Raw genomic sequence first — 21,822 nt, 5'->3', positions numbered from 1 at the left:
CCCCGCGTCCGGGATAATCGGTGCATGAGTGAACGTCCGCGGCTGACCGTGCTCTCCGGCCCCTCCGGTGTCGGCAAGAGCACGGTCGTCGCCCATATGCGCAAGGCACACCCCGAGGTCTGGCTCTCCGTGTCGGCGACCACCCGCAGGCCCCGGCCGGGGGAGCGGCACGGTGTCCAGTACTGGTTCACCGGCGAGGACGAGTTCGGCAAGCTGGTCGCCAACGGCGAGCTGCTGGAGTGGGCCGTCTTCGCGGGCAATCGCTACGGCACCCCGCGCGGACCGGTCCTGGAGCGGCTGGAGCGCGGCGAGCCCGTGCTGCTGGAGATCGACCTCCAGGGCGCCCGCCAGGTCCGCGAGTCGATGCCCGACGCCCAGCTGGTCTTCCTCGCCCCGCCCTCCTGGGACGAACTGGTGCGCCGGCTCACCGGCCGCGGCACCGAGCCGCAGGAGGTCATCGAGGAGCGGCTGGCCGCGGCCCGGGTGGAGCTGGCGGCGGAGTCGGAGTTCGACGTGACGCTTGTCAACACCTCCGTCGAGCAGGTAGCGGCCGAACTGCTAGCCTTGATGAACGTTGTCTGATCTTTTCCACCCTTTCGGAAGGTTTCTCGCGTGTCCTCTTCCATGACCGCGCCCGAGGGCATCATCAACCCGCCGATCGACGAGCTGCTCGAGGCCACGGACTCGAAGTACAGCCTGGTGATCTACGCGGCGAAGCGTGCGCGGCAGATCAACGCCTACTACTCGCAGCTGGGCGAGGGCCTGCTGGAGTACGTCGGGCCGCTGGTCGACACCCACGTGCACGAGAAGCCGCTGTCGATCGCGCTCCGCGAGATCAACGCCGGCATGCTGACCGCCGAGGCCATCGAGACCGCTCCGTAGGGTCGCGCCTCCCTCCGCGGACGTCCGCCGCGGGTCCCGCCGTGCACCGGCGGACCCGCGGCGTCCGCATGTCCGCGCCCGGCCCGGTTCCGCGCCCGCCCCGGCCCCGTCGCGGCGGCCTCGGCGCCGCCCGTACAGTGTGGGCTGATCCCAGGAGCCACCCCCACGAGCCGGAGCCGATCAGCATGAACGGGCGCCCCGAACCCGAGCCGAGCGCGGCGGCGGAGTCCGCCGCCCAGCCGCGCGTCGTCCTCGGCGTCTGCGGCGGCATCGCCGCCTACAAGGCATGCGAGCTGCTGCGTCGCCTCACCGAGTCCGGCCACGCGGTGACGGTGGTCCCCACCGCCTCCGCGCTGCACTTCGTCGGCGAGGCGACCTGGGCCGCGCTCTCCGGCAACCGGGTGGCGACCGAGGTGTGGGAGAGCGTCCACGAGGTCCCGCACGTGCGGATCGGCCAGCAGGCCGACCTGGTGGTCGTCGCCCCCGCCACCGCCGACATGCTCGCGAGGGCCGCCCACGGCCTCGCCGACGACCTGCTCACCAACACCCTGCTGACGGCCCGCTGCCCGGTGGTCTTCGCCCCGGCCATGCACACCGAGATGTGGGAGCACCCGGCCACGCAGGAGAACGTCGCGACCCTGCGCCGCCGCGGCGCGGTCGTCCTCGACCCGGCGGTCGGCCGGCTCACCGGCGCGGACACCGGCAAGGGGCGCCTCCCGGACCCCGCTGCGATCTTCGACGCCTGCCGCCGGGTGCTCGCCCGCGGCGGCGCCCCGGCCGCCGACCTCGCCGGCCGGCACGTGGTGGTCTCCGCGGGCGGCACCCGCGAGCCGCTGGACCCGGTCCGCTTCCTCGGCAACCGCTCCTCCGGCAAGCAGGGCTACGCCCTGGCCGCCGCGGCCGCCGCCCGCGGCGCCCGGGTCACCCTGCTGGCCGCCAACACCGCCCTGCCGGACCCGGCCGGGGTGGACGTGGTCCGGGTGTCGACCGCCCTCCAGCTGCGGGAGGCCGCGCTCAAGGCCGCCGCCGACGCGGACGCCGTGGTGATGGCGGCCGCCGTCGCCGACTTCCGGCCGGCGCACTACGCCGCCGGGAAGATCAAGAAGGTGGAGGGGCGGGAGCCCGCGCCGGTCGCCCTGGAGCGCAATCCCGACATCCTCGCCGAGCTCTCCGCCGACCGCGCCCGCCCCGGCCAGGTCGTCGTCGGCTTCGCCGCCGAGACGGACGACGTGCTGGCCAACGGCCGCGCCAAGCTGGCGCGCAAGGGCTGCGACCTGCTCGTCGTCAACGAGGTGGGCGAGCACAAGGTCTTCGGCGGCGACACCAACGAGGCGGTGGTCCTCGCCGCCGACGGCACCGAGACGCCGGTCCCGTACGGGCCGAAGGACGCCCTGGCGGAGCGGGTCTGGGACCTGGTGGCGGCCCGGCTGGCCTGACCCGGCCCGGCCCCCGGGGGAGGGCGCCCGCACGGGCGGCGGCCGAACGGGTGTACGGATGGCCCAAACGTACACGTCAGGTGACCGTTCGGTCCGGATGTGCCATCCACCACCCGAGACCGCATGTCCTTTCCCAGGTCATCACGGTTAGACTCGCCCTCAGAAGTCTTTCCGGACGCCCCCGGCCCGCCGGGGGCGTTCAGTCAGCAGCCGCTGCAACCCCAGGGAGCGCTGTGTCTCGCCGCCTGTTCACCTCGGAGTCCGTCACCGAGGGCCACCCCGACAAGATCGCTGACCAGATCAGCGACACCATCCTCGACGCGCTCCTCAAGGACGACCCGTCCTCCCGGGTCGCCGTCGAGACGCTGATCACCACCGGCCAGGTGCACGTGGCCGGCGAGGTCACCACCAAGGCGTACGCGCCGATCGCGACGCTCGTCCGGGACAGGATCCTGGAGATCGGCTACGACAGCTCCAAGAAGGGCTTCGACGGCGCCTCCTGCGGCGTCTCGGTCTCCATCGGCGCGCAGTCGCCCGACATCGCCCAGGGTGTGGACGCGGCGTACGAGAACCGCGTGGAGGGCGACGACGACGAGCTGGACCGCCAGGGCGCCGGCGACCAGGGCCTGATGTTCGGCTACGCGTGCGACGACACCCCCGAGCTGATGCCGCTGCCGATCACGCTGGCCCACCGCCTGGCCCGCCGCCTCTCCGAGGTGCGCAAGAACGGGACCATCCCCTACCTGCGCCCGGACGGCAAGACCCAGGTCACCATCGAGTACGACGGCGACCGCCCGGTCCGCCTGGACACCGTGGTCGTCTCCAGCCAGCACGCCAGCGACATCGACCTGGACTCGCTGCTCGCCCCCGACATCCGCGAGTTCGTGGTGGAGCCGGAGCTGGCCCGCCTGGCGGAGGACGGCATCACGCTGGCCACCGAGGGCTACCGGCTGCTGGTCAACCCGACCGGCCGCTTCGAGATCGGCGGCCCGATGGGCGACGCCGGCCTGACCGGCCGCAAGATCATCATCGACACCTACGGCGGCATGGCCCGCCACGGCGGCGGCGCCTTCTCCGGCAAGGACCCGTCCAAGGTGGACCGCTCGGCCGCGTACGCGATGCGCTGGGTCGCCAAGAACATCGTCGCCGCGGGCCTGGCCCGCCGCGCCGAGGTCCAGGTCGCCTACGCCATCGGCAAGGCCGAGCCGGTGGGCCTCTTCGTGGAGACCTTCGGCACCGAGACCGCCCCGGTCGAGAGGATCCAGGCCGCCGTGGCCCAGGTCTTCGACCTGCGGCCGGCCGCGATCATCCGCGACCTCGACCTGCTGCGCCCGATCTACGCCCAGACGGCGGCGTACGGCCACTTCGGCCGCGACCTGCCGGACTTCACCTGGGAGCGGACCGACCGCGCCGAGGAGCTGCGCAAGGCCGTCGAGGCCTGACGCCCCCGCGGGACGCACGCTCCCGCACGGAACGCCACGGTGGCCCCGCGACGACGTCGCGGGGCCACCGCCGCGTCCGGCGCGCGCCCCCGCCGTCCGTCGCCGGACGGGACCCCGGGGGCCGCCCGGCCCGCCCCCGCCGCCGGCCGGCGCCGCCGTCCCGGCCTGTCCGTCCCGTCTGGTACCACTGGGAGCGATGAGCACCACCGACCCGCAGCAGCCCGGCCCCGTGACCGGCTCCGGGGCGGGGCCCGTGACCGGCCCCGGGCCCGGCGCGGAGGCCGCCCCGGTGACCCCCCCGGAGGCCGGACCGCCCGAGCAGCTGGCCCTGCTCCGCGCGTCCGTCCGCCGGGCGCGGCCGCGCGCCCGCGGGCCGCAGCCGCTCGCCGACGAGCTGCCCGTCGCCCGGGTGCTGGTGGACAAGGGTCTGGCCCACCTGGACCAGTACTACGACTACGCCGTGCCCGCGAAGATGGCCGGGGCCGCGCAGCCCGGCGTCCGCGTCCGGGTGCGGTTCGGCGCCCGCGTCGTGGACGGCCGCCGGGCCGGCGGCGGCCTCGTCGACGGGTACGTCGTCGAGCGCCGCGCCGCCTCCGACTACCCCGGCCCGCTCGCCCCGCTCTCCCAGGTGCTCTCGCCCGAGCCGGTCCTCACGCCCGCCCTGCTCCGCCTGTGCCGGGCCGTCGCCGACCGGTACGCGGGCACCCTCGCCGACGTGCTCAGCCTCGCCGTACCGCCCCGCCACGCCCGGGCCGAGGCCGACCCCTCGCCGGACCCGCTGCCCGCCCCGCCCGCGCCCGCGCCGGGCGGCTGGGCCCGCTACCCCGCCGGTCCGGCCTTCCTCGACGCCCTCGCCGCCGGGCGGTCCCCACGCGCCGTGTGGACCGCCCTGCCCGGCCCCCAGTGGCCCGAGGAGGTCGCCCGCGCGGCCGCCGCCACCCTCGCCTCGGGACGCGGCGTCCTCGTCGTGCTGCCCGACGGCCGCGCCACCGCCCGCGTCGACGCCGCCCTCGCCGCCGTCCTCGGCCCCGGCCGCCACACCGCCCTCACCGCCGAGCTCGGCCAGGAGGAGCGCTACCGCCGCTGGCTCGCCGTCAGCCGCGGCTCCGTCCGCGCCGTCGCCGGCACCCGCGCCGCGATGTTCGCGCCCGTCCGCGACCTCGGCCTGCTCGTCGTCTGGGACGACGGCGACTCCAGCCACTCCGACCTGCACGCCCCCCATCCGCACGCCCGCGACGTCGCCCTGATGCGGGCCGCCGAGGAGGGCGCCGGCGTGCTGATCGGCGGCTTCGCCGTGACCGTGGAGGCCGCCCGGCTCGTCGCCACCCGGTGGGCCAGGCCGCTGGTCCCCGACCGGGACGGGCTCCGCCGCGCCGCGCCCCTGGTCCGCACCGTCGACGACCGCGACCTGGACCGCGACGGGGCCGCCCGGGCCGCCCGCCTGCCCACCCTCGCCTGGCGGACCGCCCGCGACGCCCTCGCCCGCGGCCCGGTCCTCGTCCAGGTGCCGCGCCGCGGCTACGTGCCCCGGCTCGCCTGCGCCCGCTGCCGCGAGCAGGCCCGCTGCGCCCACTGCGCCGGCCCGCTGGAGGCCCGCGGCGGCGACGGGCTGCTGCACTGCGTCTGGTGCGGGCGCCCCGAGGCCGACTGGCACTGCCCCGAGTGCGGCTCCTTCCGGCTGCGCGCCCAGGTGGTCGGCGCCCGCCGCACCGCGGACGAGCTCGGGCGCGCCTTCCCCGCCGTCCCGGTGCGGACCTCCGGGCGGGACGCGGTCCTCGCCGCGGTGTCCGGCGAACCGGCCCTCGTCGTGGCCACCCCCGGCGCCGAACCCGTCGCCGACGGCGGCTACGCCGCCGCCCTGCTGCTCGACGGCTGGGCCCTGCTGAACCGGCCCGACCTGCGGGCGGGGGAGGAGGCGCTGCGCCGCTGGCTGGGCGCCGCCGCCCTGGTGCGGCCGCACGCCGAGGGCGGGACGGTGGTGGTCGTCGCCGAGCCGACGCTGCGGCCCGTCCAGGCCCTGGTGCGGTGGGACCCGGCCGGACACGCCGCCACCGAGCTCCAGGAGCGGGAGCAGCTCGGCTTCCCGCCGGTCTCCCGGATGGCCGCGGTCACCGGGTCGCCGGCCGCCGTCGCCGACCTGCTCGCCCTCACCCGGCTGCCCGAGGGCGCGGACGTCCTCGGGCCGGTGCCCGTCCCCGGGCCGCCCGAGGCCGGGGGGGAGCCGCAGCAGCGGGCGCTGGTCCGCGTCCCCCCGGGGCAGGGCGGTGCGCTCGCCGCCGCCCTCAAGGCCGCCCGGGTGGCCCGGCTCGCCCGCAAGCAGCCCGAGCCCGTGCGGATCCGCATCGACCCGCCGGACATCGGCTGACGGCGGCCGCGTCCGCGGCGGCGCGGGAGCCCGGCGCGGGCCGCCGCGTCCGGCCTGCGGACGGCCCGCGTCCGGACGTCGGCCGCCGCGCCCGGCGCGGGCCGGACCGTCCCGGCCCGCGCCCCGGGGAGCCCCGTCAGTGCACCGGCCGCTGCAGCGGCCGGATAGAGCCCGCCTGCCGGGCCGGCGGGATCACGGCGGACCGGGCGGCGGCCGCCACCGGCTGGGGCGCCGTCGGCTGGTGCGGCACGGACGGCACCGCCGGCGGACCGTCCGCAGGCCCGGCGGGTGCGGGCACCGGGCCCCCCGCGGCCTGGCCCACCGGTGTGCGGCGCATGCCGTAGCGGCGGTGCACCGCCTGCTTGGTCACGCCCAGGGCCGAACCCACCGAGTCCCACGAGAACCCCAGCGAGCGGTCGAACTCCACCGCCGCGCCCACCAGCGATTCGATGCTGTCCCGCAGCTCCTGCGCCAGCCGTACGGTCGGCGCGGGCGCCCGTCCGTACACCACGAAGCCGGTGGAGCCGCCGGCCCTGCGCGGCCGGTAGACGTTGCCCAGCTGGGCGGTGAGCGTCCGCAGCGCGTCCACCTGGCGGCGCACTCTCTCGATGTCGCGGACGAGCAGGTGCAGGCTGGCCCGAGCCCGGGCGTCGTGTGTCGTGTGGTCGGCCATAGAACCGGAGCCTCCAGGACGGCGGGGAGCGGCCGGGGCGCTGCTGCCACGGCCGGATCCGTCCGCGCGGTCAATCTCGCCTTGACCAACGCCCGACCCGCCCCCTGGTCACGCTTTCGGCGGAACCGGTACGGGAGCCGCCCCCGGTCCCGCCCCTCCCGCACCCGCGCCCGCCCGGCCGCCCGCCGCCCGCCCGGCCCGGCCCGGCCGCCGCCCGTGCGGAACGGCGGCCCCGTCCCCGTAGACTGGTACGCCGTCCCTGCCTCGACCCGACGGGAGCACCCTCCGGTGGCGATACAGCCGATCCGCATCTTCGGCGACCCGGTCCTGCGCACCCCGGCCCGGCCGGTGACCACCTTCGACAAGGAGCTGCGCACCCTGGTCAAGGACCTCACGGACACCATGCTGGACGCGCCCGGCGCGGGCCTGGCCGCCCCCCAGCTCGGCGTCTCGCTGCGGGTCTTCACCTACGTCGTCGACGGCGAGATCGGCCACCTGGTCAACCCCGACCTGTCGCTCACCGACGAGGAGCAGGAGGGCCCCGAGGGCTGCCTCTCCCTGCCCGGCCTGACGTTCGACACCCGCCGCGCGTACGGCGTGGTCGCCCGCGGCCTCAACATGCACGGCGACCCGGTGACCGTCGAGGGCACGCAGCTGCTGGCCCGCTGCATCCAGCACGAGACGGACCACCTCGACGGCATCATCTTCATCGACCGCCTCGACCGCGAGCAGCGCAAGGCGGCGCTGCGGGCCATCCGCGAGGCCGAGTGGTCCGGCGGTCCGGCCCCGCAGGTGAAGGTCTCCCCGCACAGCACCTTCGGCGGCGCCCGCTAGCCCCGTCCCGCCGGCCGGCCGGCCCCGCGCCCGTCCCGCCCGCTCCGACCCAGCCCGCTCCGCCCCAGGAAGGCCCCACCCCCGCATGAGGCTCGTCTTCGCCGGCACCCCCGAGGTCGCCGTCCCCGCGCTGGAGGCCCTGCTCGCCTCCGACCGGCACCAGGTCGCAGCGGTCGTCACCCGGCCCGACGCGCCCGCCGGACGCGGCCGCCGCCTGGTGGCGAGCCCGGTCGCCCAGCGGGCCGAGGAGGCGGGCGTCGAGGTCCTCAAGCCCGCCCGTCTCCGCGACCCGGACTTCCTGGAGCGGCTGGCCGCCATCGCCCCGGACTGCTGCCCGGTGGTCGCGTACGGGGCGCTGCTGCCCCGGGCCGCCCTCGACGTCCCGCGGCTGGGCTGGGTCAACCTGCACTTCTCGCTGCTGCCCGCCTGGCGCGGCGCCGCCCCGGTGCAGCACGCGGTGATGGCCGGCGACGAGGTCACCGGCGCCTCCACCTTCCTCATCGAGGAGGGCCTGGACTCCGGGCCGGTCTACGGCGTCCTCACCGAGGAGATCCGCCCCACCGACACCAGCGGCGAACTCCTCGACCGCCTCTCCCGCTCGGGCGCCCGGCTGCTGGCCGCCACCATGGACGGCATCGAGGACGGCTCCCTGCACGCCGTCCCGCAGCCCGCCGACGGCGTCACCCTCGCCCCGAAGATCACCGTCGAGGACGCGCGCGTCGACTGGAGGGCCCCCGCCCTGCGGGTCGACCGCGTGGTGCGCGGCTGCGCCCCCGCTCCCGGCGCCTGGACCGTCTTCCGGGGCGAGCGCCTCAAGCTCGCCGGGCCCGTCCGGCTGCTCACCGACCGCGCGGAGCTGGCCCCCGGCGAACTGGCCGTCGCCAAGAACAGCGTGCGGGTCGGCACCGGCAGCCACGAGGTCGAGCTGGGCGACGTCCAGCCGCAGGGCAAGAGGCGGATGGGCGCGGGAGACTGGGCCAGGGGCGTCCGCATCGGGTCGGGCGAGTTCCTGGGCGCCTGACCGGGCCGCCCGCCCCAGCCCCACCGGACCCGCACCCCTTCCCGCCCCCGCCTGCCCGCACCGCCGTACTGAACCCGCACCGCCGCACCGAACCCGCACCGCCGCACCGAACCCGCACCGCCGTACTGAACCCGCACCGCCGCACCGAACCCGCACCGCCGCACCGATCCGTGATCCGACGCACCTTCCCGCGAGGCCCCGCATGACCACCCCGCCCCCCGCCCGCGGCCGCCGCGCCCCGCGCCCGTACCGCCGCCCCAAGAAGGACGCGGCGCGCATGGTCGCCTTCGAGGCGCTGCGCGCCGTCGACGAGCGCGACGCCTACGCCAACCTGATCCTGCCCTCCCTGCTCCGCGAGGCCGAGCGCAGGAGCGGCCTCGACCGCCGCGACGCCGCCCTGGCCACCGAGCTGGTCTACGGCGCGCTGCGCCGCCAGGGCACCTACGACGCCGTCGTCGCGGCCTGCGTCGACCGGCCGCTGCGCGAGGTCGACCCGCCGGTCCTGGACGTCCTCGTCCTCGGCGCCCACCAGCTGCTCGGCACCCGCATCCCCCCGCACGCCGCCGTCTCCGCCACCGTGGAGCTGGCCCGGGTGGTGCTCGGCGACGGCCGCGCCAAGTTCGTCAACGCCGTGCTGCGCCGCATCGCCGCCCGCGACCTCGACGGCTGGCTGGCCGAGGTCGCCCCGCCCTACGAGAAGGACGCCGAGGACCACCTCGCCGTCGTCCACTCCCACCCCCGCTGGGTGGTCTCCGCCCTCTGGGACTCCCTCGGCCGCTGGCAGCCCGACGCCTCCGGCCGCGCCGGCATCGAGGACCTGCTCGAGGCCGACAACGCCCGGCCCGAGGTCACCCTGGTCGCCCGCCCCGGCCGCTCCACCGCCGACGAGATCCGCGCCTCCCTGCCCGAGGAGACGACCGCGCCCGGCCGCTGGTCCCCGTACGCGGTCCGCCTCGCCGAGGGCGGCGACCCGGCGGCCGTCGACGCCGTCCGCGAGAACCGGGCCGGCGTCCAGGACGAGGGCAGCCAGCTCGTCGCCGCCGCCCTGGCCGCCGCGCCCCTGGACGGCCCCGACCGGCTCTGGCTGGACGGCTGTGCGGGCCCCGGCGGCAAGGCCGCCCTGCTCGCCGCCCTCGCCGCCGGCCGCGGCGCCGCCCTGGTCGCCTCCGAGAAGCAGCCGCACCGCGCCCGCCTGGTCGCCCGCGCCCTGGACGGCAACCCCGGCCCGTACGCCGTCGTCACCGCCGACGGCACCCGCCCGGCGTGGCGGCCCGGCACCTTCGACCGGGTCCTGGTCGACGTGCCCTGCTCCGGCCTCGGCGCGCTGCGCCGCCGCCCGGAGGCCCGCTGGCGCCGCCGCCCCGACGACCTGGCCGCCTTCGGCCCGCTCCAGCGCGGCCTGCTGCGCTCCGCCCTGGACGCGGCCCGGCCCGGCGGCGTCGTCGGGTACGCCACCTGCTCCCCGCACCTGGCCGAGACCCGCTCCGTCGTCGACGACGTGCTGCGCGGCCGCACCGACACCGAGTGGATCGACGCCCGCCCGCTGCTGCCCGGACTCCCCGGCCTCGGCGACGGCCCGGACGTCCAGCTCTGGCCGCACCTGCACGGCACCGACGCGATGTACCTGGCGCTGCTGCGCCGCACGTCCTGACAGGCCCCGTCGCCCTTCCCGCGACCGGGACCCCGCCACCCGACCCCGCCGGCGCCCGCCGGCGGGGTCGGGTGCCCTCCGCCGCCTTCCGGCCCCTTCCGCCGCGCCCCTCGCGTGACGCCGCCTCCCGGCCCCTTCCGCCGCGCCCCCGCGTGACGTGCCACCCCTCTGCCGCGACGCCCCGCAATCCGCTGTGACCTGCACTGAGACGGTCGTCACCACGGCGCGGTGTTCCGGCCCGCCGTCAGTGGGCAGGTCTACACTCGGCCACTTCCCTCGGCGCGCCGCGACGGGGGAGGAGCGGCCGCCGCCGTGCCCGACCGACCTACCCGAAGGACGACCGCCGCTTTGATACGTTTTGAATCCGTCACGAAGCGCTACCCGGACGGCACGGTCGCGGTCGACGGGCTCTCCCTGGAGATGCCCGACCGGTCGATCACGGTCCTGGTCGGCCCGTCCGGCTGCGGCAAGACCACCTCGCTGCGCATGGTCAACCGCATGATCGAGCCCACCGGCGGCCGCATCCTGCTGGACGGCGCCGACCTGCGGGAGCAGCCGGTCCACGGCCTGCGCCGCTCCATGGGCTACGTCATCCAGCACGCCGGGCTCTTCCCGCACCGCACCGTCGCCGACAACATCGCCACCGTCCCCCGCCTGCTCGGCTGGGACCGGCGCCGCGCCCGTGCCCGCTCCCTGGAGCTGATGGAGCGGGTGGGCCTGGACACCGCCATGGCCGGCCGCTACCCGTACCAGCTCTCCGGCGGCCAGCAGCAGCGCGTGGGCGTGGCCCGGGCCCTCGCCGCCGACCCGCCGGTCCTGCTCATGGACGAGCCCTTCTCGGCGGTGGACCCCGTCGTCCGCAAGGGCCTCCAGGAGGAGCTGCTGCGGATCCAGGCGGAGCTGGGCAAGACCATCGTCTTCGTCACCCACGACATCGACGAGGCGATCCGCCTCGGCGACATGGTCGCGGTGCTGCGCACCGGCGGGCGCCTCGCCCAGTTCGCACCGCCCGACCGGCTGCTCTCCGCCCCCGCCGACGCCTTCGTCGAGGACTTCCTCGGCGCTGACCGCGGCATCCGGCGGCTCTCCTTCTTCGCCGCCTCCGGCCTGGAGCTCACCACCGCCCCCGTCGTCCGCGACGACGCCCCCGCCGGGGACCCGGCCGGAGCGGCGGCCGACCGCGGCGGTGCGCCGTACCTGCTGGTCACCGACGCCGAGGGCCGTCCCCTCGGCTGGGCCGACCCGGCCCGCCGCGCCGCCGGCGACCGGGAGCTGGTCCCGTACGGCCGCACCTTCGAGGCGGGCCGCGGCTCGCTGCGCTCCGCCCTGGACAGCGCCGTCCTCTCGCCGACCGGCTGGGCCGTCGGCGTCGACGGCGACGGCCGGGTGGTCGGCGTGGCCTCCCAGGAGGCCGTCGCCGCCGCGATCCGCGCGGCGCACGCCGCCGGACGGTACCCGGAGGCCGAGGGCGCCGACGACGCGGACGCGCGCGACGGGGGCGCGCCCGAGGGCACCGAGCCCGCCGGGGTCGCGTGATGGACGAGTTCTTCCGCATGCCCAGCGACCTCCAGCACAGCTACCTCGGCCTCGTCGGGTGGCACCTGGAGGAGGCGCTGGTCCCGGTCCTCGCCGGACTGCTGCTGTCCCTGCCCCTCGCCCAGCTCTGCGTCCGGTTCCCCCGGCTGTACCCGCCGGTGCTCTGGACGACCACGGTGCTGTACGCGGTCCCGTCCCTGGCCTTCTTCGTCCTGCTCATCGACTGGACCGGCCAGAGCGAGGTCACCGTGATGATCCCGCTCGCCCTCTACAGCCTGGTGGTCCTGGTGCCCGCGATCGTCGACGGCGTCCGCTCGGTGCCGGAGGAGACCCACGCCGCCGCCACCGCGATGGGCTTCGGCCCGCTCCGCCGCTACCTCCAGGTCGAGCTGCCGATCGCCGTGCCCGCGGTCTTCGCCGGCCTCCGGGTCGCCACCGTCTCCAGCATCAGCCTGGTCAGCGTCGGCGCCCTCATCGGCAACCAGGGCGCGCTCGGCAACCTGCTCGCGGACGCGATGTCCTACCACCGCCCGGAGCTCGCGGTCACCTCGGTGGCCACCACCGCGCTGCTGGCCGTCGCCGCCGACGCCCTCCTGGTGCTCTGCCGCCGCCTGCTCACCCCCTGGTCGCCGGACCGCCGCAGGCGGACGGCGGCGCCGCGGCCCGCGGCCGTGCCCGCCGCCCCGGCCGTGGAGGAGGCCCGGTGAACCTCCTCCACTTCGTCACCGACTTCTTCGGCCGCAGCGGCCAGTGGCACGGCTACGACGGCATCCCGCAGCGCCTGGCGGAGCACCTGGAGTACTCCCTGCTGGCCCTCCTGCTCGCCGCGGCCGTCGCCCTCCCGGTCGGCCTGGTCACCGGGCACACCGGGCGCGGCGGCAACGCGCTGGCCATGCTGGCCACCGCCGGGCGCGCGCTGCCCAGCTTCGGCCTGCTGGTGCTGCTCTTCACGGTCATGGGCCTCGGCCTGGCGCCGGTGATGATCCCGCTCGTCGTGCTGGCCGTCCCGCCGATCCTGGTCACCACCTACGAGGCGGTCCGCAGCGTGGACCGCGCGCCGGTGGACGCCGCACGCGGGATGGGCATGGGCCCCGCGCGGGTCCTGTTCCAGGTCGAGCTCCCGGTCGCGCTGCCGCTCATCCTCAGCGGCCTGCGGTCGGCGGCCGTCCAGATCGTCTCCACCGCCACCATCGCCGCCTACGTCAGCTTCGGCGGACTGGGCCGGTACATCATCGACGGCCTGTACCAGCGGGACTACACGAAGGTCGTGGGCGGCGCCGTCCTCGTGGCGGCGCTCGCCCTCGCCACCCTCGGCCTGTTCCGACTGGCCGCCAGGTTCGCCGTCTCACCGGGGGTGCGCAGGAGCTGACCGCGCCCCACCGGGCCCCGGCGCCGGGCGGACCGTCCGCCCGGTCCGTCCGGACGGCATGTCAAGACTTCGTGACAAGCGACGGCAGGACCTGTCGCCGCACCCGCACCACCCCGCAGGATCGACCCGAGACAGAGCTCGGGGACCACCGAACGCACCCGGAAAAGGACACCGTGACCGACAGCAGAATCCAGGGCCGCCGCCTCCGCGCGACCGCCGTCCTCGCCACCGCCACCGCCACCGCCGCGCTGCTCGCGGGCTGCGGCTCCTCGGGCGGGGGCGACAACCCGCTGGGGCCCGGCAAGGCGGCGTCCGGCCAGATCGTCGTCGGATCCAACAACTTCGCCGAGAGCATCCTGCTCGCCGACATCTACGGCGAGGCCCTGAAGGCCAAGGGCCTGAAGGTCTCCTACCGGCCCAACATCGGCAGCCGGGAGACCACCTACGGCTTCGTCAAGAACGGCACGCTCACCGTGCTGCCCGAGTACAACGGCGCGCTCCTCGCCTACCTCGACGCCAAGGCCGCGCCGACGTCGGCGGACGCGACCGACTCCGCCGCCGCCGCGAAGCTCGCCCCCGGGCTCGAGCTGCTGCGGCACGCGGCCGCCGAGGACAAGGACGCCCTGGTCCTCAACGCGAAGACCGCCGCGAAGCTCGGGCTGACCGGCGACTCCTCCATCGGCGACCTGGCGAAGGCCGCCCCGGGCCTCGTGATCGGCGGCTCCCCGGAGTTCCAGACCCGCCAGCAGGGCCTCAAGGGCCTGGAGTCGGTCTACGGGCTGCACTTCAAGTCCTTCAAGGCGCTCGACGCCGGCGGCCAGCTCTCCGAGGCGGCGCTGAAGAACGACGACGTGCAGGCCGCCGACCTGTTCACCACCGACCCCACCATCGCCAAGGAGAAGTTCGTCACCCTGAAGGACCCGAAGAACCTCTTCGGCTTCCAGAACGTGGTGCCGCTGGTCCGCTCCGCCGACCTGCCGAAGGAGGGCGCGGCCGCGCTCGACGCGGTCTCGGCCAAGCTCGACACCGCCACCCTGCTCTCCCTGGACACGAAGGTCCAGACGGAGAAGAAGGACCCGATGGACGTCGCCACCGAGTGGCTGAAGTCGGTCGGGCTGTCCTGACCCGGCCCGGCCCCGCGGCCCCCGCTCCTCCCCGCGGGGAGGACCGGGGGCCGCGGTCACCCGGCGGGCCTCACCAGGCGAACGCCTCGGGCGACGGCCCCGGACCGGGGAAGACCTCGTCCAGTGCGGCCAGCAGCTCGTCGTCCAGCTCCAGCTCCACCGCGCGCAGCGCGCCCCGGAGCTGCTCCGGCGTGCGGGGCCCGACGATCGGCCCGGTCACGCCGGGCCGGGTGAGCAGCCAGGCGAGCGCCGTCTCGCCCGGCTCCAGCCCGTGCTTGTCCAGCAGGTCCTCGTAGGCCTGGACCCGGTCGCGCATGGCGGTGTCGGCGAGGGCGTCGACGGTGCGGCCGCTCGCCCGCCGCCCGCCCTCGGCCTGCTTCCTGATCACGCCGCCGAGCAGTCCGCCGTGCAGCGGCGACCACGGGATCACCCCGAGGCCGTACTCCTGGGCGGCCGGGATCACCTCCATCTCGGCGCGGCGCTCGGCGAGGTTGTAGAGGCACTGCTCGGAGACCAGCCCGACCATGCCCTGCCGGGCGGCGGTCTCGTTGGCCTGCGCGATCTTGTAGCCGGGGAAGTTCGACGACCCGGCGTACAGGATCTTGCCCTGCCGGATCAGCACGTCGACCGCCTGCCAGATCTCCTCGAACGGGGTCCGGCGGTCGACGTGGTGGAACTGGTAGACATCGATGTGGTCCGTGCCGAGCCGCTTCAGCGACGCCTCCACGGCGCGGCGGATGTTCAGCGCCGACAGGCGGTCGTGGTTGGGCCACGCCTCCCCGTCCGGGCCCATGTTCCCGTAGACCTTCGTCGCCAGGACCGTGCGGTCCCGGCGGTCGCCGCCCTTGGCGAACCAGGAGCCGATGATCTCCTCGGTGCGGCCCTTGTTCTCGCCCCACCCGTAGACGTTGGCCGTGTCGAAGAAGTTCAGGCCCGCGTCGAGGGCGGCGTCCATGATCGCGTGACTGGTGGGTTCGTCCGTCTCCGGTCCGAAGTTCATCGTGCCCAGCACGATGCGGCTGACCGTGAGTCCTGTGCGTCCCAGCTGCGTGTACTCCATGGGGCCCAGCCAACGCCCCCGCGTCCGCTCCGCGCAAGAGGACACCGCGCCGGCTCCGCCGTACGGGCCCGGCCGCGCCCCGGCCGCCCCCTCCCGGCGCGCCGCACCCTCCCGCCGCGGCAGGCGGACTGACGGCGCGTCATCCCGGCCCGCCGCCCGCCGCACCCGGGCGGCCTCCTCGGCCGCCGCCCGCCGCGACATACTGAACCCATGGCCGTGCAGATCAATCCGAGCATCCTCTCCGCCGACTTCGCCCGCCTCGCCGACGAGGCCGAGGCGGTGCGCGGCGCCGACTGGCTCCACGTCGACGTCATGGACAACCACTTCGTGCCCAACCTCACCCTGGGCGTCCCGGTGGTGGAGTCCCTGCGCAAGGCGACGGACACGCCCCTCGACTGCCACCTCATGATCGAGGACCCCGACCGCTGGGCCCCCCAGTACGTCGAGGCCGGGGCGGGCTCGGTGACCTTCCACGTGGAGGCCGCCTCCGCGCCCGTGCGGCTCGCCCGCGAGATCCGCGCCAAGGGCGCCCGGGCCTCCATGGCCCTGCGGCCCGCGACCCCGATCGAGCCCTACGAGGACCTGCTGCCCGAGCTCGACATGGTCCTGATCATGACCGTGGAGCCGGGCTTCGGCGGGCAGGCGTTCCTGGACGTCATGCTGCCCAAGATCCGCCGCACCCGGCAGCTCATCGACCGGCACGGCCTGCAGATGTGGCTCCAGGTCGACGGCGGCGTCTCGGCCGCCACCATCGAGCGGTGCGCGGAGGCCGGCGCGGACGTCTTCGTGGCGGGGTCCGCCGTCTACGGCGCGGCCGACCCGGCCGAGGCCGTCCGCGGCCTGCGCAAGCAGGCGTCGGAGGCCTGCCGCCACTGACGCGCCCGGGCCGCCGCCCCGGCCCCGGCCGGAGGGCGGCGGTCGGAAGGCGGCGGCCGTAGGGCGGCCGCCGCCGTTTGGAGGATCGTACGAGCGGCCGCCCGGCGCACGGGCGGCCGCTTGTGTGCTTCCTCCGGACATCGCACGGGGATTGGCGCCGTCCGGTGCGGTACCGGATGATGGACGTTCGGGTGCGGGGCGCCCGAGTGCGCCCGGCCGCAGGCCCGACCGCACCCCAGCTGTATCCCCTTCCAGCCGGAGAGCCCCGTTTCCATGCGCTTCCTGAACGACATCAAGCCGGCCTACGACCTCACGTACGACGACGTGTTCATGGTCCCCAGCCGCTCCGCGGTGGGATCCCGGCAGGGCGTGGACCTCTCCAGCCACGACGGCACCGGCACCACCATCCCGCTGGTCGTCGCCAACATGACCGCGGTCGCCGGCCGCCGGATGGCCGAGACCGTCGCCCGCCGCGGCGGCCTGGTCGCCATCCCGCAGGACATCCCGATCGAGGTCGTCTCCGAGGTCGTCTCGTGGGTCAAGGCCCGCCACCTCGTGCACGACACCGCGCTCACCCTCCCGCCGACCGCCACCGTCGCCGAGGCGCTGTCGCTGCTGCCCAAGCGCTCCCACGGCGCCCTCGTCGTGGTCCAGGACGGCCGGCCGGTCGGCGTGGTCGCCGACGTCGACTGCCAGGGCGTGGACCGCTTCACCCAGCTCTCCGAGGTCATGTCCCGCGACCTGCTGCTGCTGGAGGAGGACATCGACCCGCGCGCCGCCTTCGAGCGGCTCAACGACGCCCACCGCAAGCTGGCCCCCGTCGTCGGCGCCGACGGCCGCCTGGTCGGCGTCCTCACCCGCAGGAACGCCCTGCGCGCCACCCTCTACACGCCTGCCGTGGACGCGGCCGGCCGCCTGCGGATCGCCGCCACCGTCGGCATCAACGGCGACGTCGCCGGCCGGGCCAAGGCGCTGCTGGAGGCGGGCGCCGACGTCCTGGTGGTCGACACCGCCCACGGCCACCAGGAGTCGATGATCAGCGCGCTGCGCGCCGTCCGCGGCCTGGACCCGCAGGTCCCCGTCGTCGCGGGCAACGTCGTCTCCGCGGCGGGCGTGCGCGACCTGGTCGAGGCGGGCGCCGACATCCTCAAGGTCGGCGTCGGACCGGGCGCCATGTGCACCACCCGCATGATGACCGGCGTCGGCCGGCCGCAGTTCTCCGCCGTGCTGGAGTGCGCCGCCGAGGCCCGCCGCCTCGGGAGGCACGTCTGGGCCGACGGCGGCGTGCGGCACCCCCGCGACGTCGCCATGGCGCTGGCCGCCGGCGCCTCCAACGTCATGATCGGCTCCTGGTTCGCGGGCACCCACGAGTCGCCCGGCGACATGCAGACCGCCGCCGACGGCCGCCAGTACAAGGAGAGCTTCGGCATGGCCTCCGCCCGCGCCGTGCGCAACCGCACCGCGGAGGAGTCCGCCTACGACCGGGCCCGCAAGGCGCTCTTCGAGGAGGGCATCTCCACCTCGCGGATGTTCGTCGACCCGGCGCGCCCCGGCGTCGAGGACCTGATCGACTCGATCGTCGCGGGCGTCCGCTCCTCCTGCACCTACGCGGGCGCCGCCTCGCTGGAGGAGTTCCACGAGAAGGCCATCGTGGGCATCCAGAGCGCCGCCGGCTACGCCGAGGGCAAGCCGCTGCACTCCAGCTGGGCCTGACCCGTCCGCGCCGCGGTGCCCGGCCCTCAGCGGCCGGGCGCCGCGGCGCCCAGCGGCACCAGCAGCCGCCCGCCGACCCGGCCGACCGCCTCGTCCAGGCCGGCGGCCAGCGCCGCGTACGCCGGGGGCAGGGCGCGCACCGCCCACAGCGCCCGCGCGCCCGCCCAGGCCGCGTCGCGGGCCCGGCCGACGCCCCAGGCGCCCGCCAGGTGGGCCAGCGGGCCGGTGGCGTCGAGCAGGTCCGGGCCCGGCAGCAGCATCTCCCGGACCCGCTCCTCCAGCCCGGCGAGGACGCCGTCCACCCGGTCGTAGTCGGCGGCCACGTCCTGCGGCGAGCAGCCGCGGCGACGGCAGGTCTCCACCACGGCCAGCGGCAGGTCGTGCCCGATGTGGGCGGTGATCCCGGCGAGCGCGAACTGCACCGGGTGGAGGCCGGGGTGCGCCCGCAGCGCGAACAGCGGCCGCCAGCAGGCCGGGGGCCGCCGCCCGGCGAGGTCGTCGGCGACCGCCGCCAGGTAGCGGGCGGCGAAGACCGCGTCCAGCTCGGCCACCGCCGCCGGGTCGCCGAAGCACGGTCCGGCCAGGCGGTCGCGCACCTCCTCGGTGACCGCCAGGTACACGCGGTTGAAGACCGCCACGCCGTCGCGGGCGGGCAGCAGCGCGTCCAGCTCCCGCAGCCGCGCCACGACGCCGTCCACGGCCGTGCGGCCGCCCGGCCCGTCGCACCCGCCGGCCCCCGCCCGGCCGTCCGCCCCCGCCCGGCCGCCGGCCCCCGTGCTGCCGTCGGCCCCCGCGCGGCCGCCCGTACCGGCGTGCCCGGGCGCCCCGGTCCACGTCTCCACCGCCGCCTCCCGCGCGCCGGCCGCCGGACCCGCTCCGGAGGCCGCGGACCACCCTCGCAGCCCGCCCCCGCGCCCGGCCGCACCCCACGCGGTCCGGCGGCCGCCCGTCACCCGGACGCCGCCGCCCCCGGCCCCGCCCCGCACCCCCGCCCCACCAGCCCCTCCCGCCCCGTCCCGCCCCGTCCGGAACGGCGCCCCGCCGGCATATCGGGTAGTTTCGCCACAAAGGGTCCTCAAGGGGCCGACACAGGTGTATCCACACCCGGGTCGGGCACCCGCGCCCAGGTACGAGCACGCCTACCAGCACAGCGTGTCCCGGTCCGCCGGGACGCCGGAACGGACGGCTATGAGCAGCGGGTTCATGGGTCCGGAGGGCTACGGCCCGGACCCGTTCACCGAGTTCCTCGCACGCTTCTTCGGCGCCGGGCCCGGCGCGCCGCAGCCGGGCCCCCGGCGGATCGACATCGGCCGCCTGATGAGCGAGCCCACCCGCAACCTGGTCGCCGGCGCCGCCGAGTACGCGGCCGAGCACGGCAGCACCGACCTCGACACCGAGCACCTGCTGCGCGCCGCCCTCACCGTCGAACCGACCCGCAACATGCTCAGCCAGGCGGGCGCCGACCCCGACGCGCTGGCCGCGCAGATCGACCAGCAGGCCGGCGAGCCGGTCGTCCAGGACGCCGAACGGCCCCCGCTGACCTCGCTGGCCGTCACCCCCGCCGTCAAGCGGGCCCTGCTGGACGCCCACGAGCTGGCCCGCGCCACCGGCGCCTCCTACATCGGCCCCGAGCACGTGCTGGCCGCCCTCGCCGCCAACAGCGACTCCGCCGCCGGCCACATCCTCAGCGCCGCCCACTTCGACCCGGGAGCCGTCCCCCCGGGCGGAGGGCAGCCGCGCCCGCCCGCCCCCTCCGGCGCCGACCACCGCGCCCCCGACCGGCACGGCACGCCCAACCTGGACAAGTTCGGCCGCGACCTCACCGAGCTCGCCCGCGAGGACCGCATCGACCCCGTGATCGGCCGCGACCAGGAGATCGAGCAGACCGTCGAGGTCCTCTCCCGCCGCGGCAAGAACAACCCGGTGCTCATCGGCGACGCGGGCGTCGGCAAGACCGCCATCGTGGAGGGGCTCGCGCAGCGCATCGCCGACGGCGACGTCCCCGGCACCCTGCTCGGGCGGCGCGTCGTCCAGCTCGACATCCCCGGCATGGTCGCCGGCACCCGCTTCCGCGGCGACTTCGAGGAGCGGCTCACCGGCGTCATCGACGAGATCCGCGCCCACTCCGACGAGCTCGTCGTCTTCATCGACGAGCTGCACACCGTCGTCGGCGCCGGCAGCGGCGCCGAGGGCGGCGGCATGGACGCCGGCAACATGCTCAAGCCCGCCCTGGCCCGCGGCGAGCTCCACGTCATCGGCGCCACCACGCTGGAGGAGTACCGCCGCTACATCGAGAAGGACGCGGCCCTCGCCCGCCGCTTCCAGCCCGTCCTCGTCCCCGAGCCCAGCCCCGAGGACGCCCTGCAGATCCTGCGCGGCCTGTGCGACCGCTACGAGGCGCACCACCAGGTCCGGTACACCAAGGAGGCGCTGCTGGCCGCCGTCGAGCTCTCCGACCGGTACATCACCGACCGGTTCCTGCCCGACAAGGCCATCGACCTCATGGATCAGGCGGGCGCCCGCGTCCGGCTGCGCTGCGTCACCAAGACCACCGACGTGCGTGCCATGGAGCGCGAGGCCGAGCAGCTCACCCGGGACAAGGACCAGGCCGTCGCCGACGAGCAGTACGAGCGCGCCACCGAGCTGCGCGACCGGATCGCCGACCTCCAGCGCCGCATCGCGGACGTCCGCGACCGGCCCCGCGACAGCCAGGTCCACGACCGCGTCGCCAAGGTCACCGCCGAGGACGTCGCCGACATCGTCTCCCGGCGCACCGGCATCCCCGTCAGCAGCCTCACCCAGGAGGAGAAGGACCGCCTGCTCGGCCTGGAGGCCCACCTCCACAAGCGGGTCATCGGGCAGGACGAGGCCGTCACCGCCGTCTCGGAGGCGGTGCTGCGCTCCCGGGCCGGCCTCGCCGACCCCGGCCGGCCGATCGGCAGCTTCCTCTTCCTCGGCCCCACCGGCGTCGGCAAGACCGAGCTGGCCCGGGCGCTCGCCGAGGCGCTGTTCGGCAGCGAGGACCGCATGATCCGGCTCGACATGAGCGAGTTCCAGGAGAAGCACACCGTCAGCCGCCTGGTCGGCGCGCCCCCCGGCTACGTCGGCCACGAGGAGGCCGGGCAGCTCACCGAGGCCGTGCGCCGCCACCCGTACTCGCTGCTCCTCCTCGACGAGGTGGAGAAGGCCCACCCCGACGTCTTCAACGTGCTCCTCCAGGTCCTCGACGACGGGCGGCTCACCGACTCCCAGGGCCGCACGGTGGACTTCAAGAACACCGTCATCGTCATGACCAGCAACCTCGGCTCCGAGGCCCTCGGCGGACGCGGCTCGGTGCTCGGCTTCGGCAGCGCCGAGGCCGGGACCGACGAGGAGGCGCGCCGCGAGCGGGTCCTGCGGCCGCTGCGCGACCACTTCCGGCCCGAGTTCCTCAACCGCATCGACGAGATCGTCATCTTCCGCCGCCTCGCCGACGACCAGCTGCGGCAGATCACCGACCTGCTGCTGGAGGAGACCCGCCGCCGGCTGCGCGCCCAGGACGTCACCGTCGACTTCTCCCCGGCCGCCGTCGACTGGCTCGCCCGCCGCGGCCACCAGCCCGAGTACGGCGCCCGGCCGCTGCGCCGCACCATCCAGCGCGAGGTCGACAACCACCTCTCCCGGCTGCTCCTGGACGGACGGCTCACCTCCGGGGACCACGTCCGCGTCGAGGTCGAGGGCGACGCCCTGTCCTTCGCCGCCGCCCCCCGGACCGCCTGATCCCCCCGGACCGCCTCCGCCCGCCGGGCCCCGGACCCGGCGGGCGGCCGGGAACGGGGCCGAGCGGCCGGGAACGGGGCA

18 protein-coding genes are annotated in these 21,822 nt (G+C 76.2%); 15 read left to right on the top strand and 3 right to left on the bottom strand.

The genetic code is table 11. The features are described from left to right. The first annotated feature begins 24 nt into the window (after nucleotides 1–24). The 5 genes from gmk (at nucleotide 25) to LO771_RS01840 (ending at nucleotide 6,125) form a co-directional block, all read left to right on the top strand. Nucleotides 25–582, top strand: a complete 558-nt coding sequence (gene gmk / locus LO771_RS01860) for a guanylate kinase (RefSeq protein ID WP_230647617.1) — start codon at nucleotides 25–27, stop codon at nucleotides 580–582. A 30-nt stretch (nucleotides 583–612) separates the two neighbouring features. Further along, nucleotides 613–882: a DNA-directed RNA polymerase subunit omega gene (gene rpoZ, locus LO771_RS01855; RefSeq protein ID WP_111492960.1), complete on the top strand. Its 270-nt coding sequence runs from the start codon at nucleotides 613–615 to the stop codon at nucleotides 880–882. A gap of 185 nt (nucleotides 883–1,067) precedes the next feature. Then, nucleotides 1,068–2,318, top strand: coding sequence for a bifunctional phosphopantothenoylcysteine decarboxylase/phosphopantothenate--cysteine ligase CoaBC (gene coaBC, locus LO771_RS01850; RefSeq protein ID WP_230647615.1), 1,251 nt, complete (start codon nucleotides 1,068–1,070; stop codon nucleotides 2,316–2,318). A 233-nt stretch (nucleotides 2,319–2,551) separates the two neighbouring features. Further along, nucleotides 2,552–3,760 (top strand): methionine adenosyltransferase, encoded by a 1,209-nt coding sequence (gene metK, locus LO771_RS01845; protein ID WP_230647613.1) that lies wholly within the window; start codon nucleotides 2,552–2,554, stop codon nucleotides 3,758–3,760. A gap of 196 nt (nucleotides 3,761–3,956) precedes the next feature. Further along, nucleotides 3,957–6,125, top strand: coding sequence for a primosomal protein N' (locus LO771_RS01840; RefSeq protein WP_230647611.1), 2,169 nt, complete (start codon nucleotides 3,957–3,959; stop codon nucleotides 6,123–6,125). Nucleotides 6,126–6,261: 136 nt separating this feature from the next. Here the strand turns inward: LO771_RS01840 and LO771_RS01835 are convergent, their stop codons facing one another. Further along, complete coding sequence (locus LO771_RS01835; protein ID WP_230647609.1) at nucleotides 6,262–6,798, bottom strand: hypothetical protein; 537 nt, start codon at nucleotides 6,796–6,798, stop codon at nucleotides 6,262–6,264. 288 nt (nucleotides 6,799–7,086) lie between these two features. On the opposite strand from LO771_RS01835, the gene def reads away from it, so the two are divergent. From def to LO771_RS01800, 7 genes are all read left to right on the top strand, one after another. Then, entirely contained in the window at nucleotides 7,087–7,632 is a 546-nt protein-coding gene (def, locus tag LO771_RS01830; protein ID WP_230647607.1) for a peptide deformylase, read from the top strand. 85 nt (nucleotides 7,633–7,717) lie between these two features. Next, complete coding sequence (fmt, locus tag LO771_RS01825) at nucleotides 7,718–8,653, top strand: methionyl-tRNA formyltransferase (protein ID WP_230647605.1); 936 nt, start codon at nucleotides 7,718–7,720, stop codon at nucleotides 8,651–8,653. 202 nt (nucleotides 8,654–8,855) lie between these two features. After that, on the top strand, nucleotides 8,856–10,304 hold the full coding sequence (locus LO771_RS01820) for an RsmB/NOP family class I SAM-dependent RNA methyltransferase (protein ID WP_230647603.1): 1,449 nt from the start codon (nucleotides 8,856–8,858) through the stop codon (nucleotides 10,302–10,304). A 348-nt stretch (nucleotides 10,305–10,652) separates the two neighbouring features. Then, nucleotides 10,653–11,840, top strand: coding sequence for an ABC transporter ATP-binding protein (locus tag LO771_RS01815; RefSeq protein ID WP_230647601.1), 1,188 nt, complete (start codon nucleotides 10,653–10,655; stop codon nucleotides 11,838–11,840). Beyond that, a complete protein-coding gene (locus LO771_RS01810) occupies nucleotides 11,840–12,547 on the top strand; it encodes an ABC transporter permease (RefSeq protein ID WP_230647599.1) in 708 nt (235 codons plus the stop codon). The genes LO771_RS01815 and LO771_RS01810 overlap by 1 nt, the downstream gene beginning before the upstream one ends. Then, the gene (locus LO771_RS01805; RefSeq protein ID WP_230647597.1) at nucleotides 12,544–13,209 is read left to right on the top strand and encodes an ABC transporter permease; all 666 of its coding nucleotides are present in this window, start codon (nucleotides 12,544–12,546) and stop codon (nucleotides 13,207–13,209) included. The genes LO771_RS01810 and LO771_RS01805 overlap by 4 nt, the downstream gene beginning before the upstream one ends. A 173-nt stretch (nucleotides 13,210–13,382) precedes the next feature. Then, the gene (locus LO771_RS01800) at nucleotides 13,383–14,333 is read left to right on the top strand and encodes an ABC transporter substrate-binding protein (RefSeq protein ID WP_374228029.1); all 951 of its coding nucleotides are present in this window, start codon (nucleotides 13,383–13,385) and stop codon (nucleotides 14,331–14,333) included. Between the two features lie 70 nt (nucleotides 14,334–14,403). Here LO771_RS01800 and LO771_RS01795 read toward each other — a convergent pair whose 3' ends face one another. Next, nucleotides 14,404–15,393 carry an aldo/keto reductase gene (locus LO771_RS01795; protein ID WP_230647595.1) on the bottom strand — a complete coding sequence of 330 codons (990 nt, stop codon included), beginning with the start codon at nucleotides 15,391–15,393 and terminating at the stop codon, nucleotides 14,404–14,406. Nucleotides 15,394–15,603: 210 nt separating this feature from the next. Here LO771_RS01795 and rpe point away from each other — a divergent pair, with 210 nt between their 5' ends. Both rpe and LO771_RS01785 read left to right on the top strand, forming a co-directional pair. Continuing rightward, on the top strand, nucleotides 15,604–16,269 hold the full coding sequence (gene rpe, locus LO771_RS01790; RefSeq protein ID WP_230647593.1) for a ribulose-phosphate 3-epimerase: 666 nt from the start codon (nucleotides 15,604–15,606) through the stop codon (nucleotides 16,267–16,269). A gap of 273 nt (nucleotides 16,270–16,542) precedes the next feature. After that, nucleotides 16,543–17,982, top strand: coding sequence for a GuaB1 family IMP dehydrogenase-related protein (locus tag LO771_RS01785; RefSeq protein ID WP_230647591.1), 1,440 nt, complete (start codon nucleotides 16,543–16,545; stop codon nucleotides 17,980–17,982). Nucleotides 17,983–18,008: 26 nt separating this feature from the next. Here LO771_RS01785 and LO771_RS01780 read toward each other — a convergent pair whose 3' ends face one another. Beyond that, nucleotides 18,009–18,680, bottom strand: a complete 672-nt coding sequence (locus LO771_RS01780) for a DUF5995 family protein (RefSeq protein ID WP_230647935.1) — start codon at nucleotides 18,678–18,680, stop codon at nucleotides 18,009–18,011. Nucleotides 18,681–19,170: 490 nt separating this feature from the next. Between LO771_RS01780 and LO771_RS01775 the strand changes: the two genes are divergently transcribed. Then, nucleotides 19,171–21,741, top strand: a complete 2,571-nt coding sequence (locus tag LO771_RS01775; protein ID WP_255743583.1) for an ATP-dependent Clp protease ATP-binding subunit — start codon at nucleotides 19,171–19,173, stop codon at nucleotides 21,739–21,741. Nucleotides 21,742–21,822 lie beyond the last annotated feature (81 nt).

It is taken from the genome of Streptacidiphilus sp. ASG 303 (genome assembly GCF_020991365.1).
GTDB lineage: Bacteria > Actinomycetota > Actinomycetes > Streptomycetales > Streptomycetaceae > Peterkaempfera.
Note: the sequence above shows the minus strand (reverse complement) of the source record. Positions and strands in the feature narration are given on the sequence as shown.

Excerpts from the sequence above, each read along its gene's own strand:
- LO771_RS01785 (WP_230647591.1), top strand. The coding sequence starts at position 16,543 with ATGCGCTTCCTGAACGACATCAAGCCGGCCTACGACCTCACGTACGAC.
- fmt (WP_230647605.1), top strand. The coding sequence starts at position 7,718 with ATGAGGCTCGTCTTCGCCGGCACCCCCGAGGTCGCCGTCCCCGCGCTG.
- LO771_RS01795 (WP_230647595.1), bottom strand. The coding sequence starts at position 15,393 with ATGGAGTACACGCAGCTGGGACGCACAGGACTCACGGTCAGCCGCATC.
- coaBC (WP_230647615.1), top strand. The coding sequence starts at position 1,068 with ATGAACGGGCGCCCCGAACCCGAGCCGAGCGCGGCGGCGGAGTCCGCC.
- LO771_RS01775 (WP_255743583.1), top strand. The coding sequence starts at position 19,171 with ATGAGCAGCGGGTTCATGGGTCCGGAGGGCTACGGCCCGGACCCGTTC.
- LO771_RS01840 (WP_230647611.1), top strand. The coding sequence starts at position 3,957 with ATGAGCACCACCGACCCGCAGCAGCCCGGCCCCGTGACCGGCTCCGGG.
- rpe (WP_230647593.1), top strand. The coding sequence starts at position 15,604 with ATGGCCGTGCAGATCAATCCGAGCATCCTCTCCGCCGACTTCGCCCGC.
- gmk (WP_230647617.1), top strand. The coding sequence starts at position 25 with ATGAGTGAACGTCCGCGGCTGACCGTGCTCTCCGGCCCCTCCGGTGTC.
- LO771_RS01810 (WP_230647599.1), top strand. The coding sequence starts at position 11,840 with ATGGACGAGTTCTTCCGCATGCCCAGCGACCTCCAGCACAGCTACCTC.
- LO771_RS01820 (WP_230647603.1), top strand. The coding sequence starts at position 8,856 with ATGACCACCCCGCCCCCCGCCCGCGGCCGCCGCGCCCCGCGCCCGTAC.
- LO771_RS01835 (WP_230647609.1), bottom strand. The coding sequence starts at position 6,798 with ATGGCCGACCACACGACACACGACGCCCGGGCTCGGGCCAGCCTGCAC.